Annotated in this window: 11 protein-coding genes and 1 pseudogene; 7 read left to right on the forward strand and 5 right to left on the reverse strand. The window is 60.8% G+C overall.

Annotation, left to right across the window (positions count from 1 at the left end):
* The first annotated feature begins 43 nt into the window (after window positions 1-43).
* Window positions 44-445 carry a hypothetical protein gene (locus ACF2JD_RS09720; RefSeq protein ID WP_244463656.1) on the forward strand — a complete coding sequence of 134 codons (402 nt, stop codon included), beginning with the start codon at window positions 44-46 and terminating at the stop codon, window positions 443-445.
* An 85-nt stretch (window positions 446-530) separates the two neighbouring features.
* Here the strand turns inward: ACF2JD_RS09720 and ACF2JD_RS09725 are convergent, their stop codons facing one another.
* Window positions 531-1,724, reverse strand: coding sequence for a class I SAM-dependent methyltransferase (locus ACF2JD_RS09725; protein ID WP_139434534.1), 1,194 nt, complete (start codon window positions 1,722-1,724; stop codon window positions 531-533).
* A gap of 219 nt (window positions 1,725-1,943) precedes the next feature.
* Window positions 1,944-3,374 carry a methyl-accepting chemotaxis protein gene (locus ACF2JD_RS09730; protein WP_106886797.1) on the reverse strand — a complete coding sequence of 477 codons (1,431 nt, stop codon included), beginning with the start codon at window positions 3,372-3,374 and terminating at the stop codon, window positions 1,944-1,946.
* 85 nt (window positions 3,375-3,459) lie between these two features.
* On the opposite strand from ACF2JD_RS09730, the gene ACF2JD_RS09735 reads away from it, so the two are divergent.
* Together ACF2JD_RS09735 and ACF2JD_RS09740 are read left to right on the forward strand one after the other, a co-directional pair.
* Window positions 3,460-3,732 (forward strand): acylphosphatase, encoded by a 273-nt coding sequence (locus ACF2JD_RS09735; RefSeq protein ID WP_106886796.1) that lies wholly within the window; start codon window positions 3,460-3,462, stop codon window positions 3,730-3,732.
* A gap of 19 nt (window positions 3,733-3,751) precedes the next feature.
* Entirely contained in the window at window positions 3,752-4,492 is a 741-nt protein-coding gene (locus tag ACF2JD_RS09740; RefSeq protein WP_440987304.1) for a CHAD domain-containing protein, read from the forward strand.
* A gap of 63 nt (window positions 4,493-4,555) precedes the next feature.
* Here ACF2JD_RS09740 and metG read toward each other — a convergent pair whose 3' ends face one another.
* The gene (gene metG, locus ACF2JD_RS09745; protein WP_440987305.1) at window positions 4,556-6,589 is read right to left on the reverse strand and encodes a methionine--tRNA ligase; all 2,034 of its coding nucleotides are present in this window, start codon (window positions 6,587-6,589) and stop codon (window positions 4,556-4,558) included.
* 185 nt (window positions 6,590-6,774) lie between these two features.
* Here metG and apbC point away from each other — a divergent pair, with 185 nt between their 5' ends.
* The 4 genes from apbC (at window position 6,775) to ACF2JD_RS09765 (ending at window position 11,077) form a co-directional block, all read left to right on the forward strand.
* On the forward strand, window positions 6,775-7,857 hold the full coding sequence (gene apbC, locus ACF2JD_RS09750) for an iron-sulfur cluster carrier protein ApbC (RefSeq protein WP_106886793.1): 1,083 nt from the start codon (window positions 6,775-6,777) through the stop codon (window positions 7,855-7,857).
* A 108-nt stretch (window positions 7,858-7,965) separates the two neighbouring features.
* Window positions 7,966-8,610: a uridine kinase gene (gene udk, locus ACF2JD_RS09755; protein ID WP_139743902.1), complete on the forward strand. Its 645-nt coding sequence runs from the start codon at window positions 7,966-7,968 to the stop codon at window positions 8,608-8,610.
* A gap of 63 nt (window positions 8,611-8,673) precedes the next feature.
* Window positions 8,674-9,255: a dCTP deaminase gene (dcd, locus tag ACF2JD_RS09760; RefSeq protein ID WP_025326971.1), complete on the forward strand. Its 582-nt coding sequence runs from the start codon at window positions 8,674-8,676 to the stop codon at window positions 9,253-9,255.
* A gap of 349 nt (window positions 9,256-9,604) precedes the next feature.
* The gene (locus ACF2JD_RS09765) at window positions 9,605-11,077 is read left to right on the forward strand and encodes an inorganic phosphate transporter (protein WP_106886792.1); all 1,473 of its coding nucleotides are present in this window, start codon (window positions 9,605-9,607) and stop codon (window positions 11,075-11,077) included.
* A gap of 494 nt (window positions 11,078-11,571) precedes the next feature.
* Here the strand turns inward: ACF2JD_RS09765 and ACF2JD_RS09770 are convergent.
* Window positions 11,572-12,231 (reverse strand): annotated as a pseudogene (locus ACF2JD_RS09770) (IS3 family transposase); the annotation flags it as partial.
* Window positions 12,232-12,344: 113 nt separating this feature from the next.
* Complete coding sequence (rne, locus tag ACF2JD_RS09775; protein ID WP_440987306.1) at window positions 12,345-15,515, reverse strand: ribonuclease E; 3,171 nt, start codon at window positions 15,513-15,515, stop codon at window positions 12,345-12,347.
* Window positions 15,516-15,865: the final 350 nt, after the last annotated feature.

Raw genomic sequence — 15,865 nt, forward strand, 5'->3', positions numbered from 1 at the left:
TAATCCCTTCCAGCTCAGTTGGCCAGGCTCGTTGGACATCGCAATGGCGACCTCGGCAGCCATCTCGACGGACAAGCTGAACCCCATCCCCGCCATCATGGGCAAGGAGGGGTTTTCCCGCAGCTACCAGTGGCTCAATCAACTGAGAGCGAGTCTGAAAACGACTGGTATTCCGGGCAATGTGTCCATTCTGCTGGTAGATTCAGGGCTCTGGTCCAGGTTGAGGGGCAAACAGACACTGTTGTTGCAGAGTCACACTCAGGGGCCCGTCGAGGGTGACAGGGTGGTGCTGCTGAGCGAGGCTGCTATTGATGCCTTGCTGGCGGGACGTCTCTCGGCGAGCGACGCCGTGGCGTTGGGAGTGATGCGGATCGATGAGGATGCTGGTGGTGTCTTGTTGCAACGGCTGGATCAGGCCCTTGCAAGGGAGATCGCCCGTCGTTGATACAACCGATAACGAAAAGGCCGCCTGTTGGGCGGCCTTTTTATTGGCGACATTCATGCAATGCAGATTGGTGTCGTCGCCAGGATCAGCGGGCGCGCACCACCAGCCCCTTGAGGTAGAAGCCTTCCGGATAGGCGGTACCTATGGGGTGATCGGAAGCCTGGGAGAGCAGCTCCAGGATCTGGGCATCGCGACCGGCATCGAGGGCCGCATCGGCCACTATCTTCTGGAACAGGCTCTGCTCCATCAGGCCGGAGCAGGAGTAGGTCAAGAGCACGCCACCCGGCGCCAACAGCTGGAACGCCAGCATGTTGATGTCCTTGTAGCCGCGGCAGGCACCCAGCAGCTGGGCCTTGCTCTCGGCAAACTTGGGCGGATCCAGCACGATAACATCGAACTTCTCGCCCTTCTCGCGGTATTCCCGCAGTAGCTTGAACACGTCGTGGCGCACGAACTGGGTGGTGCTGGTATCCAGACCATTGAGCTCGGCGTTCTGGCGGGCTATGTCCAGGGCATTCTGGGAGAGATCGACGTTAACCACCTCACGGGCGCCGCCCTTGAGGGCGTAGACGCCAAAACCGCCGGTGTAGCAGAAGCAGTTGAGCACGCGCTTGCCTTCGGTGTACTTGGCGGCGGCCTGGCGGTTGTCACGCTGATCCAGATAGAAGCCGGTCTTGTGGCCGTTGCGAATGTCCACCAGGATCTTGACGCCGCCGTTCTCCTCGATCACTACAGGCTCGGTCGGGGTCTCGCCATGGATGACGCCGGTGCGCTCTTTGAGCCCCTCCTTCTTGCGTACCGCCACGTCGGAGCGCTCATAGATGCTGCACTCGGGGTAGAGAGTACGCAGGGCTTGGGTTATCAGCTCGCGCTGGAACTCGGCCCCGGCAGACAGAATTTGGCACACCAGGAAGTTGGCGTAACGGTCTATGGTCAGGCCCGGCAGGCCGTCGGATTCGGCGGCGCAGAGGCGATAGCCGGTGAGGCCCTGACGCTTGATCAGCGGATCCCGGGACTCCTGGGCATATTTGAGGCGACGGATAAAGAAGTCGAGATCGACGGTTTCGTCCTTGTCGAAGGTCCAGACCCGGGCACGGATCTGGGAGCTGCCTGACCAGGCGCCCCGGGCGAGCCACTTGCCATCGTTTGAGTAGATTTCGACGGTATCGCCGTCAATGGGGTTGCCCTGCACCTTGTCGATCCCCTTGGAGAAGATCCAGGGGTGACGGCGCAGCAGGGATTTTTCGCGGCCTTTGACGAGATAGATGGAAGCGCTCATGGGTAGTTGCCGATGCTAAAAAGAGAAGGGGGCATATAGTAGGGGCTGTTGCGGTTAGTGCGCAAGCCGCGTCGCAGCGATAAATGCACAGGTGCAGCTGTTGTGGCGCCGGGCGGGCGTCCTGTGCAGAAACGCCTTGTATCGCCCCGACGGGATGCTGGAAAGGGGGTGAAAAAAAGGCCATCCGCGAGATGGCCTTTCTGTGACACTGGGCTGGGGTCAGATCCGCAGGCCCGTCATGGCCTGGCCGAGCTCGGTGGCGGTGGCCTTGAGGCCTGTGGTGCCGGCCACCGAGGCGCTGGCGGACTCTTCCACCCGGCTGGCCTCGTGGCGCACCTGGTCCAGGTTGCGGGTGATCTCTTCTGCTACCGAGCTCTGCTCTTCGCTGGAGGTGGCGATCTGGGTGCTCATCTCCAGCACGGCGTCGCTGTGGCTGCTCAGCTTGTCGATGTCCTGGCCCACCTCGGTGATGAGTTGCTGGCTGCTGGCGGCGCGCCCGACCGTCTTCTCCATGATGTCGTTAAGCGCCCCTGTGCCGGCCTGCAGCTCTTCAATCATCTGCTGGATCTCCACAGTGGCCTGTTGGGTGCGGCTGGCGAGGGTGCGTACCTCGTCTGCCACCACGGCAAAGCCACGGCCCTGCTCGCCGGCCCGGGCGGCCTCGATGGCGGCGTTGAGCGCCAGCAGGTTGGTCTGCTGGGAGATGGCATTGATGACGTTGACCACTTCGTTGATGCGGTTGGCATTGTGGGTCAGCCGCTCGACGGCGCCGGAGGCGTTACCTATCTCGTCTGCCAGGGTACGGATGGCGGCAATGGTGCGAGCCACCCGCTGGGCGCCGTTGGCCGCCTCTTCGCTGGATTGGCGGGTCTGCAGCAGGGTGTCGTTGGCGTTGCGGGCCACTTCGCGGATCGCCGCAGACATCTGCTCCATGGCAGCGGCCAGGGAGTCCATGTGCTGGCGCTGGGCGCGGGCCAGGGTCTCTCCGTCACTGGCGTGCTCGCGGAACTCGTCGGCGGCCATGGTGAGTGCCTCGGCGGACTCCTCCACCAGTTGCACTATCTTGTGCTGGCGATCGGTGAATCTGTCTATGCTGCCGGCGAGGATGGAGAACTCGTCCCGCACCGGGAAGAAGTTGAGGCGGAAGGTGAGATCCCCGTTCGCCACCGTCTGCAGCGCCTTGTTGGTGGAGTAGAGGGCCCCGGAGACGAAAGTCATCAGATAGTGGGTGATAAGGGCAAGCAGGGCGGCCAGCACCGCTATGATGGTGAGGGTCGTCCCCTGTCCATCCCACATGGAAAAGTTGCCGGCGTCCAGGGTGCCGCTGACAAAACCGGCCTGACCGGCCTGGGCACTATATTGAAAGCGATCTCCCTGCTGGGTCAGACCGGTGCTGCCGGTAGGCGCCAGGGTGAGCTCGGCCGGCAGGGTGAGGGTGGGCTGCTGGGTGATCAGCTGGGCCGTGGTCTCTACCCGTTGCTTGAGTTGATCCAGCCGGATCTGCATCTGCTGATCATGGCCGTCTGCCAGCAGGTACCAGGTGAGGAAGGCGATGAACAACAAGGGGCACCAGAAGGTGATGAGAAATTTTTCGCTGATCGTGAGGTGAATGAGATAACGGTCAACCCACCGGAATTTAACTTCTTTCATAATGGTATTGCGTCCTGCAAGGGGGAGAGAGTGTCGTGCTCATTATCGCCTTGGGGGAAAATTTCTTAAGGGGAAGGTGTGATAAATGGGAGAGCAATCGTTTGTCGTGCGGGTGTGGGGCCAGGTACAGGGGGTGGGGTTTCGTTACTTCACCCGGGAGCGGGCACTGCAGCTGGGGCTGAGGGGACATGCCTACAACCTGGAAGATGGCTCTGTGGAGATCCTGATCGCCGGCCCTGAGCAGAAGGTGCAGATGATGCTGGGCTGGCTGGAGCACGGGCCCCGAACGGCCACGGTGACCCGAATGGAGTGCACCCGGGCATTGCCCCCCACGGGGTCCGGTTTTCATACCAACTGAGCAGGCAGGAGGCCGGCAGATGATGGATCAGGGCAAGGGGCTAGAGCAGGCACGCCGTCTCATGGAGCAATACTGGGCCGCCACCCTGGCCTTGCGTCAGCGGGCGGGATCGGAGGAGGTCCATGGCTACAGGATTGCGACTCGTCGCCTGCTGGCCCTGCTCGCGCTCTGGCGTCCCCTGATCCATGAACCCGGGCTGGAGCGGCGACTGATGTGCGCGGTGGGCAGACTCTCCGCCCTGCGGGATGCCCAGGTCTATGCGGCGCACTTTGGCGGCAAGCCCCTCCCTGAGGCCGCCCCCCGGGTGCCCATGCTGACGGTGCGACTGGCGCGCTGGCTGGATCGATTGTTGCTGGTCCCTGCCGACTTCAATCCCTTGCCGCTTTTTCAGATGCATCTGGCGCTTGGTCTGGCGGATTGTCTGGCCGCTCCCGGGCTGGAGCACTCTGCAGGCAACAGGCTGCAGTTGCGTCACTGGCACAGGTTGCGGCTGGTCCTGAAGCAGACCCGTTATGGGGTGGAGCTGCTGGTGGGGCAGGGGGAGGGCGATCCGGCCTGGCTCTCCATGCTGATCGAGTGGCAGGACAGGTTGGGTCAGTTGCAGGACTCCCGGCAATGGCACAGGCGGCTGCGTCGCCAGACGGGGCGGAACAAGCAAGTGCGCGCCCTGCGGGAGGCGATACGCTGCCAGTTGCACCAGCTGGACTGCCGGCAGGCGGAGCTGATTGGTCTGCGGATGGCGTTGCAGCGCCAAGGCTAGGGAGAAAGAGGAATAAAAAAGAGAGGCGCTGGGCCTCTCTTTTCATCTGGGTGTCGGCTGCGCTTACTTGACGCGCATGCCTGGCTGGGCGCCTTCCTGGGGCTCCAGGATCCAGAGATCCTTGCCGCCCGGGCCTGCGGCCAGCACCATGCCCTCGGACATGCCAAAGCGCATCTTGCGCGGGGCCAGGTTGGCCACCATCACGGTCAGCTTGCCTTCCAGATCTTCCGGGTTGTAGGCGGACTTGATGCCGGCGAACACCTGACGAGTCTCACCGCCGATGTCGAGCTGAAGTTTCAGCAGCTTCTCGGCTTCCGGCACCGCTTCTGCCTTCTTGATGAGGGCCACCCGCAGATCTATCTTGGCAAAGTCGTCGTAGCTGATGGTTTCGCTGATGGGGTCGTCTGCCAGCGGGCCTGTCGCTTTTGGCGCCTGCTCCTTGGCCAGATCTTCCTTGGAGGCTTCCACCATGGCTTCCACCTTGGCGGGCTCGATGCGGGAGAAGAGCGCCTTGAAGGGGGCCAGCTGGTGGTGGGTCAATGGCTGGGCCACGCCATCCCAGGAGAGGGTCTCGCCCAGGAAGGCTTCGGCGCGCTCGGCCAGGTGCGGCATGACGGGCTTCAAGTAGGCCATCAGCATCCGGAACAGGTTGATGCCCACGGAGCAGACGTCCTGCAACTGCGCATCCGCCCCTTCCTGCTTGGCGATGACCCAGGGAGCCTTGTCATCCACATAGCGGTTGGCCTTGTCGGCGAGCGCCATGATCTCGCGGATGGCGCGGCTGAACTCACGGGCCTCGTAGGCATCGGCGATGGAGGCGCGGGCGCTTGCGAACTCGCTATAGAGCTCGGGTTCGCTGCAGCTGTCGGCCAATTTGCCGTCGAAACGCTTGGCGATAAAGCCGGCATTGCGGGAGGCCAGATTGACCAGCTTGTTGACCACGTCGGCATTGACCCGGGAGACGAAGTCTTCGAGGTTCAAGTCCAGATCGTCGATGCGGCTGTTGAGCTTGGCGGCGTAGTAGTAACGCAGGCACTCGGGATCCAGGTGCTTCAAGTAGGTGGACGCCTTGATGAAGGTGCCCTTGGACTTGGACATCTTGGCGCCGTTGACGGTCACATAACCGTGCACGTTGACCTTGGTCGGCTTGCGGAAACCCGCCCCTTCCAGCATGGCCGGCCAGAACAGGCAGTGGAAGTAGGCGATGTCCTTGCCGATGAAGTGATAGAGCTCGGCCTCGGAGTCCGCCTGCCAGTAGCTGTCGAAGTCGATGTCGCCGCGCTTGTCGCACAGGTTCTTGAACGACGCCATATAGCCGATGGGGGCATCCAGCCAGACGTAGAAGTACTTGCCCGGGGCGCCCGGGATCTCGAAGCCGAAGTAGGGGGCGTCGCGGGTGATGTCCCACTGCTGCAGGCCGGATTCGAACCACTCTTGCATCTTGTTGGCCATCTCTTCCTGGATGGCACCTGAGCCGCGCACCCACTCAGAGAGCCATTTTTCAAACTGCGGCAGATCGAAGAAGAAGTGCTCGGAGTCCTTCATCACCGGGGTAGCACCGGAGACGGCGGATTTCGGATCGATCAGCTCGGTCGGGCTGTAGGTGGCGCCGCAAGCGTCGCAGTTGTCACCGTATTGCTCCGGGGACTTGCACTTGGGGCAGGTACCCTTGACGAAGCGGTCCGGCAGGAACATGGACTTTTCCGGATCGAACAGCTGGGAGATGGTGCGGATCTTTATCTTGCCGGACTCTTTGAGGCGGCCATAGATAAGCCCGGCCAGCTCGCGGTTCTCATCGCTGTGGGTCGAGTGATAGTTGTCGAAGCTGATGTTGAAGCCGGCAAAATCCCCCTGATGCTCCTGGGATACGGCAGCGATCATCTCCTCGGGAGTGATCCCCATCTGCTGCGCCTTGAGCATGATGGGGGTACCGTGCGCGTCATCGGCACAGACGAAATGCACCTGATGGCCACGCATTCGCTGATAACGAACCCAGATATCGGCCTGGATGTGTTCCAGCATGTGGCCAAGATGGATGGAGCCGTTGGCATAGGGGAGGGCGCAGGTTACCAGCATTCTACGAGGATCAGTTGCCATAATACGTTCTTGATGTGCCTGTTGGGATGATACAGTGCCGAGCATGTTACCCGAATTGGGGGCGGCCTGCCTAGGGTTGTGGCCCGCAGGCCCGCAGCGGACGGCATCATGAGAACGTCGGCAAGCCACTGATTTGTGTGCGGTAACCCTTCACCTCAGGATAACGACAACATAATGGGGAGTTAATGGTGATTGATTCAGTAAAACAGATCCTTGCCGAATTTAAGCCGGCTGGATGGGGCCAGGATCTGGTGGCGGCCGGTTTTGTGCGTGCCATCGAGCAGCATGGGCAGACCCTGACCATCAAGCTGGTACTGCCCTTTGCCGGCCAGACCCTGTTTGAACAGATGAAAGAAGCCTTCGATGCCCATATCAGGGCCGCCACGGGGGCCGCCATCGTCGACTGGCAGTGCGACATCGAGGTGGCGAGCATGCCTCGCGCCCAGCAACTTGCAGCGGTACAGGGCATTCGCAACATCCTGGTGGTGGCCTCCGGCAAGGGCGGGGTGGGCAAGTCCACCACCGCCGTCAACCTGGCGCTGGCCCTGCAAAAGGAGGGGGCACGGGTCGCCATTCTGGATGCGGACATCTATGGCCCCTCCATTCCGACCATGATGGGGACTCTCAAGGAGCGCCCCCACAGCCTGGACGGCAAGTTGATGGAGCCTGTCATGGCCTGTGGTCTCAAGACCAACAGCATCGGCTACCTGGTGGCGGAGCAGGATGCCACCATCTGGCGCGGCCCCATGGCGAGCAAGGCGCTGGCGCAGATCCTCCACGAGACTCGCTGGGGAGAGGTGGATTACCTGGTGGTGGATATGCCGCCAGGCACAGGGGACATCCAGCTCACCCTGGCCCAGCAGGTGCCGACCACGGCCGCCCTGATCGTCACCACACCGCAGGATGTGGCGCTGGCGGATGCCCGCAAGGGGATCGCCATGTTCAACAAGGTCAATGTGCCCGTGCTCGGCATCGTCGAGAACATGAGTTATCACGTCTGCAGTGCCTGCGGTCATCACGAGGCGCTGTTCGGTACCGGCGGCGGCAAGAAGATGGCAGAGCAGTATCAAGTGGCACTGCTTGGTCAGTTGCCGCTGCACATCGACATCCGCCAGCACATGGACGATGGCTGTCCCACCGTGTTCGGATCACCGGAAGGAGGACTGGCTGAGGCCTATCTGAAACTGGCCCGTCGGGTGGGGGCCGAGCTCTATTTCAGCGGTAAACCGATTGCGACCCCGCTCTACACGGTGGCGCTGGATGAATAATCGGCTGTCGGCCGGTTGCAATGGATTTGGGGTGGGCATGAACCACCCTTTTTTATATAATGGATCGGTTTAAACAATCCCCAGTGCTCTTCTCTTTAGGTATTTTCAATGTCTGATACTCAACATTCGTGTGTGATCATCGGTATTGCTGGTGCGTCCGCATCCGGCAAGAGTCTTATCGCTCAAACCATCTACGAAGAGCTGGTGGCCGAGCTGGGCGCAGGTCAGATTGGTGTGATCACCGAGGATTGCTACTACCGTGATCAGACCCACCTGACCATGGAAGAGCGGGTCAAGACCAACTATGACCATCCCAATGCCCTGGATCACGATCTGCTGGTGCAGCATCTGACCCAGCTGGTGCAAGGGGATGCCGTCAATATCCCCCAGTACTCCTATACCGAACACACGCGCTTGAGCGACGTCACCGCCTTCGCGCCGCGCCGGGTCATCATTCTGGAAGGCATACTGCTGCTGACCGACAGTCGTCTGCGTGAGCTGATGGATGCCTCCATCTTCATGGATACCCCGCTGGACATCTGTCTGCTGCGTCGTCTGGTGCGTGATGTGCAAGAGCGTGGCCGCACCATGGACTCCGTCCTCAAGCAGTATCAGAAGACGGTACGCCCCATGTTCATGCAGTTCATCGACCCGTCCAAGCAGTATGCAGACGTGATAGTGCCCCGTGGCGGAAAGAACCGCATCGCCATCGACATGCTCAAGGCGCGCATCCGCCACATGTTGATTGGTTGATATGAAACAAGCCGGGTGATGCCCGGCTTTTTTAAATGAAACTTTTGTCAGGAGAGTCGCCGAATGCGTCTTTGTGATACCGATATCGAACGCCATCTGGATGAAGGCAAGATCGTCATTGAGCCGAGGCCCGGTGTTGAGCGGATCAGTGGCGTCAGCGTCGATGTGCTGCTCGGCAACGAGTTTCGCGTGTTTCGCGATCATACCGCCCCCTATATCGATCTGAGCGGTCCGAGCAGCGAGATGGCCGATGCCATCGATCGGGTGATGAGCGACGAGATCCACATCCCGGACGGCGAAGCCTTCTATCTGCACCCGGGTCAACTGGCGCTGGCGGTGACCTACGAGTCCGTTACCCTGCCTGCGGACATCGTCGGCTGGCTGGACGGGCGCTCCTCCCTGGCACGGCTCGGCCTCATGGTGCACGTGACCGCGCACCGCATCGATCCGGGCTGGTCCGGTCGCATCGTGCTGGAGTTCTACAATGGCGGCAAACTGCCGTTGGCGTTGCGCCCCAAGATGAAGATAGGGGCGCTGAACTTCGAGATGCTCTCCGGCGCCGCGGCCCGTCCCTACAACAAGCGGGAAAACGCCAAGTACAAGAGCCAGCAAGGTGCGGTGGCCAGCCGCATCAACCAGGACTGATGTCCGCCTTCATGCTGCTTATATAGAGGGTGCTTCGGCACCCTTTTGCTTTTCTGCGAAGGGGAGGGGGCGTGCGGTACGGGGGCCAGTGACGTGGGAACCTGATGGTAAAACGCGTGAAAAATCGCCAGCTTGGCGGTGAGTTGAGGGATGCTTGGCGTTGATTGACACCTACCCATGAGGTGTAAACGGGCTTTAATTAATCCATGACAAGTCCCATTCCAGCAGGGCCTAAGACATTTTCTGACGGAAAGCCCTTTTTTTTTCTTACTGAAATATTTCAACAACGGGTATGGCGCACCGAGCCTTCTGGCATAATCCGCCGCAACTCATAAACAGGTTCGTTTTTATGTTTGAAATGTTTAGTGGTTTGGGTTTGTGGTGGTCAATAGGTTTGGTATTGGCCGTTTTTTTTGTGCTGGCCTATGAGTTCATCAATGGCTTTCACGATACCGCCAACGCGGTAGCAACGGTTATCTATACCAAGGCCATGCCCGCGCACACCGCGGTAGTGGCTTCCGGCCTGTTCAACTTTGCCGGGGTCATGATGGGGGGATTGGGGGTGGCCTATGCCATCGTCCATCTGTTGCCCATCGATCTGCTGCTCGGCATGGATTCGACCCAGGGTCTGATCATGGTGTTCTCCCTGCTGTTTTCAGCCATTGTCTGGAACCTGGGAACCTGGTACTTCGGCATCCCGGCGTCCAGCTCTCACACGCTGATCGGCTCCATTCTGGGGGTAGGCGGTGCCTATGCCCTGATCAGCGATCAACCTCTGAATGAGGGCATCAACGTCGGCAAAGCCATCGACATCATGCTCTCCCTCATCATCTCTCCCACCGTGGGCTTCATCATTGCCGCCTTGTTGCTGTTCGCGATGAAGAGAGTCTGGCTTGGCAGCAAGATCCACAAAACCCCGGAAGAGCGGCTGCTGGTGGACGGCAAGAAGCATCCGCCGTTCTGGGCTCGAGTGACCTTGATTTGTTCTGCCATGGGGGTGAGCTTCGTGCACGGCTCCAACGATGGCCAGAAGGGCATAGGTCTGGTGATGCTGGTGCTGATCTGCATGGCGCCCGCCTACTTCGCACTGGACATGAACAGCCGCTCCTACGATCTGGACAGAACCCAGGATGCCAACCAGCGCATCATGGAGATCTACCAGCGCAACCAGGAGCAGGTGTCCACTGTCGTGAACTTCAGCGTTCCTGCCCATGCCCAGGAAGAGTTGATGACTCATTGCGAGGCTGGTGAGGCCCTCGAGGCCATGGCCACCCTGGACAACCGTCTGGGCCAGGTGCGTACCTACGAGCAGATGAGCCTGACCGATCGCCGCGAGGTGCGCCGTCTGCTGCTCTGTATCGACGACACTGCCCGCAAGGTCTCCAAGCTGCCGCTGCCGGCCAAGGAGCTGACCGATCTCGCCAAATGGCGCAAGGACCTGACCGCCACGGCCGAATACGCGCCGACCTGGGTCATCGTCTCCATCGCGCTGGCGCTGGGTTGCGGCACCATGGTGGGCTGGCGTCGTATCGTCTACACAGTGGGCGAGAAGATAGGCTCTTCCGGCATGACCTACAGCCAGGGCATTGCCGCCCAGATCACGGCTGCTGCCTCCATCGGGGTGGCCAGCATGACCGGCATGCCGGTATCCACCACCCATATCCTCTCTTCCGCGGTGGCGGGGACCATGGTGGCGAACAAGTCGGGCCTGCAGAGTCAGACCATCAAGACCATCTTGCTGGCCTGGGTCCTGACCCTGCCGCTCACCATGCTGCTCTCCGGTGGACTCTTCCTGATCAGCAACAATCTGTTTGGTGGCTGACAGCCAACGCATAGCATCAATGACAAAGGGCCTGCGGGCCCTTTTTTCATGGCTGGGATCCGGCCGCTGCTAGCCGTCATGCGCTGCAACCGGTAGAAACACTCCTTATATGCCATCAAACAAAGGTGTTCATTCACTGATAGATCCCCGCCAACCTGCATCTCCCTCATTCACCCCTTGTCAGCAGAGAAGCCTGACCGCAGCCCATCTCGCCTGTCAGGGGTCAGAGGCTACTAAGCCATCGTCTCACCCTCTCATCAGGGCTTCAGCTCTCGCCCTTCATTCCTTGAATCCAGCCCCGCTCATGACGCAGCGCCGGTGTGACTGGCCATGATCCCTGGCCGTGTTACGGACGCCTTGTTTGTCCCGTGACAGGCTGAGCTTTTCATGATAAGCAAGAGGGCCTGTAGGGCGGGAGCAAGGGCGAGGCTCCCAGGCATGGTTCCTGGGGTCTTGGTTGCCGCAGGGCAAGAGACGAAGGGGAGGCCGACAGAGTGACGGTAGAAACGGTGAAAACTGTGGGTGGTCTTGTGATACGCCCGCCTGAGCTGCACCAGCAGGCGGTGCTCGGCCAACATCCTGACCCTGCAGCAGATAATGCAGCTTGCGGGTGCCGACCCGTGGCTGGCGTAACCGTACCTGACGCACGAAGCGCACCACCTGCAGCCCCTGTGCATGGCGCAGGTCTGCAACCCGATTGCGCTTGTAGTAAGCCTGACGACTTATTCCCAGAAACAGGCAAGCCCTGACGATGGTCAGCCTCTCGACTTGCCGCTGCGAGAGGACTTGCCGGGTCGCTTTTTTACGATGGAGACGCCGTAGTCGTTCTTCAGGACATCGACGACGGCCTCAAAGAACTGGGCCTTCTGGCTCATCAGCGCCAGCTGCTGCTCGAGTTCCTTGATGCGCTGTTCGGGCGTCTGGTTGTCGGGGTCAGGCATGGTGATGCTCCTGCCGGCGCGCACAGAAGCCCCCTGGCTCCAATCTTGCCGACCATGTTTACGCAACCATACCAGAACGGTGGAGTTGCCCTGAATGCCGTATCGGGCTTGTGCCTGCTGGCAGGTGAGCTCGCCTTTTTCAATCTGCTCGACCAGCGCCAGTTTAAAAGTCAGCGAGTAATCACGCTGTGTCCGTTTCACACCTTGTCCCATCGGGCTCTCCATTTATGTGGGGGAAAGGTGTAAACCATATTCAGGACGGGACAAGGCAAAAAAAAGAGCCACACAAGGTGTGGCTCTTTTATCAGACCAGACAAGCTAGGGGATCAGGGGCGACCCGCCGGGCTGGTTGCTACATTGACGGCGGCTGTGCTGCCACCGTGGCGGCCTGAGCTCGCGACTTCGCTACGCTCCAGCGGGGCCTGCTCAACCGGCTCACGGGGGGCCGGGGCGGGCACTGCTGCCGGCGTTGCCATGGGCGCAGAAGCCTTGCGGGCACGGGCCAGTACGCCAGCGCCTTTGGCAACCGGCTTGGTGGCCGGGGCGACGACAGGCTCGGGCTGTGCAACCACAGGGGCGACAGGCTCGGCGGCAGGAATCACTTCCTCGGCTTGCGGGGCAGGAGCCGCCTCCACCACAACCGGGGCGGCTTCTACCACAGCCTGGTCAGCGATGCTGGCCTCGACCACGACCGGAGCTTCCTCGATAACCACCTCGGCTACCGGCTCGGCAGCGACAGGAGCTGCTTCGATGGCCACCGGGGCCGGCTCGACGGCGGCAGGCGCCGCCTCGATAGCAACGGGTGCTTCAACCACCTCGGCGACCACAGGGGCGGCGACCTCGGCCACAGCCGCTTGAGCCTGCTCATGGGCCTCTTCGGCCACGGCTTCGGCGACCACGTGCTCGGTCAGGGCGGCAGAGGCTTGCAGCGCGGCGGCAACGGCCTCGGCACTCGGGATGGTGATGACAGGTACGGCGGGCTCTTCCACCTTAACCTGAGCAGCATCCGCCTGAGCGGCTGTGGTCAGTTGCACTTCGGCCTGAGGTTCATCATCACGCTGGCCACGGGCATCTTCGTTGATGCGCTTGCGACGCTGGCCTTCGATCCGCTGACTGCGCGGAGTACGGCGAGGGCGGCGCTGACCTTCGGTCTGCTCCTCTTGCTCACCGACCACGGCCGCAGTCTCGACCAGATCATGGGCCTGCTCGTCTACCGGCAGGGCAGGGGTGTCGGTGGCGGCGACATCGACCCGAACCTGCTTGCGCAGCTGGCGACGTTCGCGGCGCTCGGCCACTTTCTGCTCTTTTTCCTGACGCGGCTCGGCGCTGACGGCGGCAGTCTCGACGGTTTCTACCGCTTCAACCACGACCTCGGCACGGGGCTCGCGCGGAGCACGGGGTTCGCGAGCCGGGCGCGGGGCGCGGGGTTCACGTTCCTGACGGGGCTCACGGGGCTCGCGGTCCGCACGAGGCTCGTTGCGTGCTTCGCGGGGCTCACGTTCCATGCGCTGTTCGCTGCGCACTTCACCACGGGGTTCACGCTCCTGACGGGGCTCGCGCTCTTTACGCGGACGACGGTTGCGGCTCTCGCCACCCTCGCGGTTGGCGGCGCCTTCACGCTTCTCGCCGGCGTCGGCCGGGTTGCGGTTGCTGCGGTTGTCATCGCGACGACCACGCTGGCCACGGCTGCGGGTTTCGTCACGTTGATGACGGTGACCCTCATCCTTGCGCGCTTCCCGTTGTGCGGCCGGCTTCTCGGCAGCGGCTTTCGCTTGTGCCGGGGCTGCGTCTGAGCCGAACAGACCTGAGATGGCCTTGAACAGCTTGCCAAACAGACCCGCTTCGGCGGCGACCGGTGTCGGTGCTGCGACGGGGGCCGGGGCGGCAACAGGGGCGGCCGGTTGAGGCGCCTGGACGAAGCCTTGCAGCAGCGGCTGCTCGCGCTCGATGACCTGAGCTTGCTTGGGCTGGTAGACCGGCTTGGCAATCTCGGTTTTCAGCTCGTAGCTGGCCGCTTCCGGGATCTCGTTCTGACGGATGCGGGTCACTTCGTAGTGCGGGGTTTCCAGATGCTGGTTCGGAATGATGTATACACGGACATCATTGCGCTGTTCCAGACTGGCGATGGAGGCACGCTTCTCGTTGAGCAGATAGGCGGCAACATCGACCGGCACCTGGCCGTGAACCTGCTCTGTGTTGTCCTTCATGGCCTCTTCTTCGATGAGACGCAGGATGGACAGGGCGAGAGATTCATTGTCACGGATGACACCCTGACCCTGGCAACGGGGGCAGATGTGGCTGCTGGACTCGTTGAGGGAGGGACGCAGACGCTGGCGAGACATCTCCAGCAGACCGAAACGGGAGATCCGGCCCAGCTGGATGCGTGCCCTGTCCTGATGGACAGCTTCACGCAGACGGTTTTCCACTTCGCGCTGATGGCGAACCGGCGTCATGTCGATGAAGTCGATGACAATCAGGCCACCCAAGTCGCGCAGACGCAATTGACGGGCAATTTCGTCGGCTGCTTCCAGGTTGGTCTGCAGCGCCGTCTCTTCGATATCGCCGCCCTTGGTGGCGCGGGAGGAGTTGATATCGATGGAGGTCAGCGCTTCGGTCGGATCGATGACGATGCTGCCGCCGGAGGGCAGGCGCACTTCACGCTGGAAGGCAGACTCGATTTGGCTCTCGATCTGGAAGTGGTTGAACAGGGCGACATCACCCTTGTACAGCTTCACTCGATTGAGGAAATCGGGGCGAACCAGCTCGATGTGCGACTTGGCACGCTCGAAGATGACCGGATTGTCGATCAGGATCTCGCCCACATCGCGACGCAGATAGTCACGAATCGCGCGTACTATGACGTTACTCTCCTGGTGGATGAGCACGGGCGCGGAGCGATTCTGTGATGCCTTGTGGATGGAGTCCCAGTGGTTGAGCAGGACGTTAAGATCCCATTCCAGCTCTTCCGGGGATTTGCCCACACCGGCGGTACGCACGATGAGGCCCATGCCGTCTGGCACTGTCAGTCCGCTCAGAGCTTCTTTCAACTCGGTCCGCTCGTCACCCTCGATACGACGGGAAATGCCGCCAGCACGGGGGTTGTTCGGCATCAGCACCAGGTAGCTGCCGGCCAGACTGATGAAGGTGGTGAGGGCCGCACCTTTGGTGCCACGCTCTTCCTTGTCAATCTGGACGATCACTTCCTGGCCTTCGCGGACCACTTCTTTGATGTTGGGACGACCCTGATAGGAGTAACCGGAGGGGAAGTAATTGCGGGCGATTTCCTTTAACGGCAGGAAACCGTGGCGCTCGGCGCCATAGTCAACAAAAGCAGCTTCAAGACTGGGTTCTACGCGGGTGATCTTACCCTTGTAAATGTTCGCTTTCTTCTGCTCGTGTCCCGGACTTTCAATATCCAAATCGTAGAGCTGTTGTCCGTCAACCAGCGCTACGCGCAACTCCTCTTCCTGAGTCGCGTTGATTAGCATTCTTTTCATTGAGTTCTCATTATTTTGTCATTTTGATTCCTCCACAGGATCCTGCCGGTGCCGGCCTCGGGTCTTCAGCATGCTTGGGCAACCTCCCGGTTGGGACATGCATGAGGCGCAAACTAAGGGCACTCTGGTTCAGCCTTCTCGAGAAGGCATGAATTAAGGATACCGGTGTGGAGACAATTAAATCGGTTCTGTTTGCGTTCTCCATGCGTTGTACCTCGCACCCGGGAACCGTCATGTTCTTGTATACACGGTGTTTCGGGATTGGGTGGCATACTTTTTGGCCACTTAGTACAAGGCTTGAACACAATGACAAAACCTTGTTTATTATCCCATTTAAACCACTTTTATAG

Source organism: Aeromonas ichthyocola (genome assembly GCF_046087985.1).
Lineage (GTDB): Bacteria > Pseudomonadota > Gammaproteobacteria > Enterobacterales > Aeromonadaceae > Aeromonas > Aeromonas rivipollensis.

Coding starts and splice junctions, on each gene's coding strand:
- ACF2JD_RS09720 (WP_244463656.1), top strand. CDS start 44: ATGGCGACCTCGGCAGCCATCTCGACGGACAAGCTGAACCCCATCCCC.
- ACF2JD_RS09725 (WP_139434534.1), bottom strand. CDS start 1,724: ATGAGCGCTTCCATCTATCTCGTCAAAGGCCGCGAAAAATCCCTGCTG.
- ACF2JD_RS09730 (WP_106886797.1), bottom strand. CDS start 3,374: ATGAAAGAAGTTAAATTCCGGTGGGTTGACCGTTATCTCATTCACCTC.
- ACF2JD_RS09735 (WP_106886796.1), top strand. CDS start 3,460: ATGGGAGAGCAATCGTTTGTCGTGCGGGTGTGGGGCCAGGTACAGGGG.
- ACF2JD_RS09740 (WP_440987304.1), top strand. CDS start 3,752: ATGATGGATCAGGGCAAGGGGCTAGAGCAGGCACGCCGTCTCATGGAG.
- metG (WP_440987305.1), bottom strand. CDS start 6,589: ATGGCAACTGATCCTCGTAGAATGCTGGTAACCTGCGCCCTCCCCTAT.
- apbC (WP_106886793.1), top strand. CDS start 6,775: ATGGTGATTGATTCAGTAAAACAGATCCTTGCCGAATTTAAGCCGGCT.
- udk (WP_139743902.1), top strand. CDS start 7,966: ATGTCTGATACTCAACATTCGTGTGTGATCATCGGTATTGCTGGTGCG.
- dcd (WP_025326971.1), top strand. CDS start 8,674: ATGCGTCTTTGTGATACCGATATCGAACGCCATCTGGATGAAGGCAAG.
- ACF2JD_RS09765 (WP_106886792.1), top strand. CDS start 9,605: ATGTTTGAAATGTTTAGTGGTTTGGGTTTGTGGTGGTCAATAGGTTTG.
- rne (WP_440987306.1), bottom strand. CDS start 15,515: ATGAAAAGAATGCTAATCAACGCGACTCAGGAAGAGGAGTTGCGCGTA.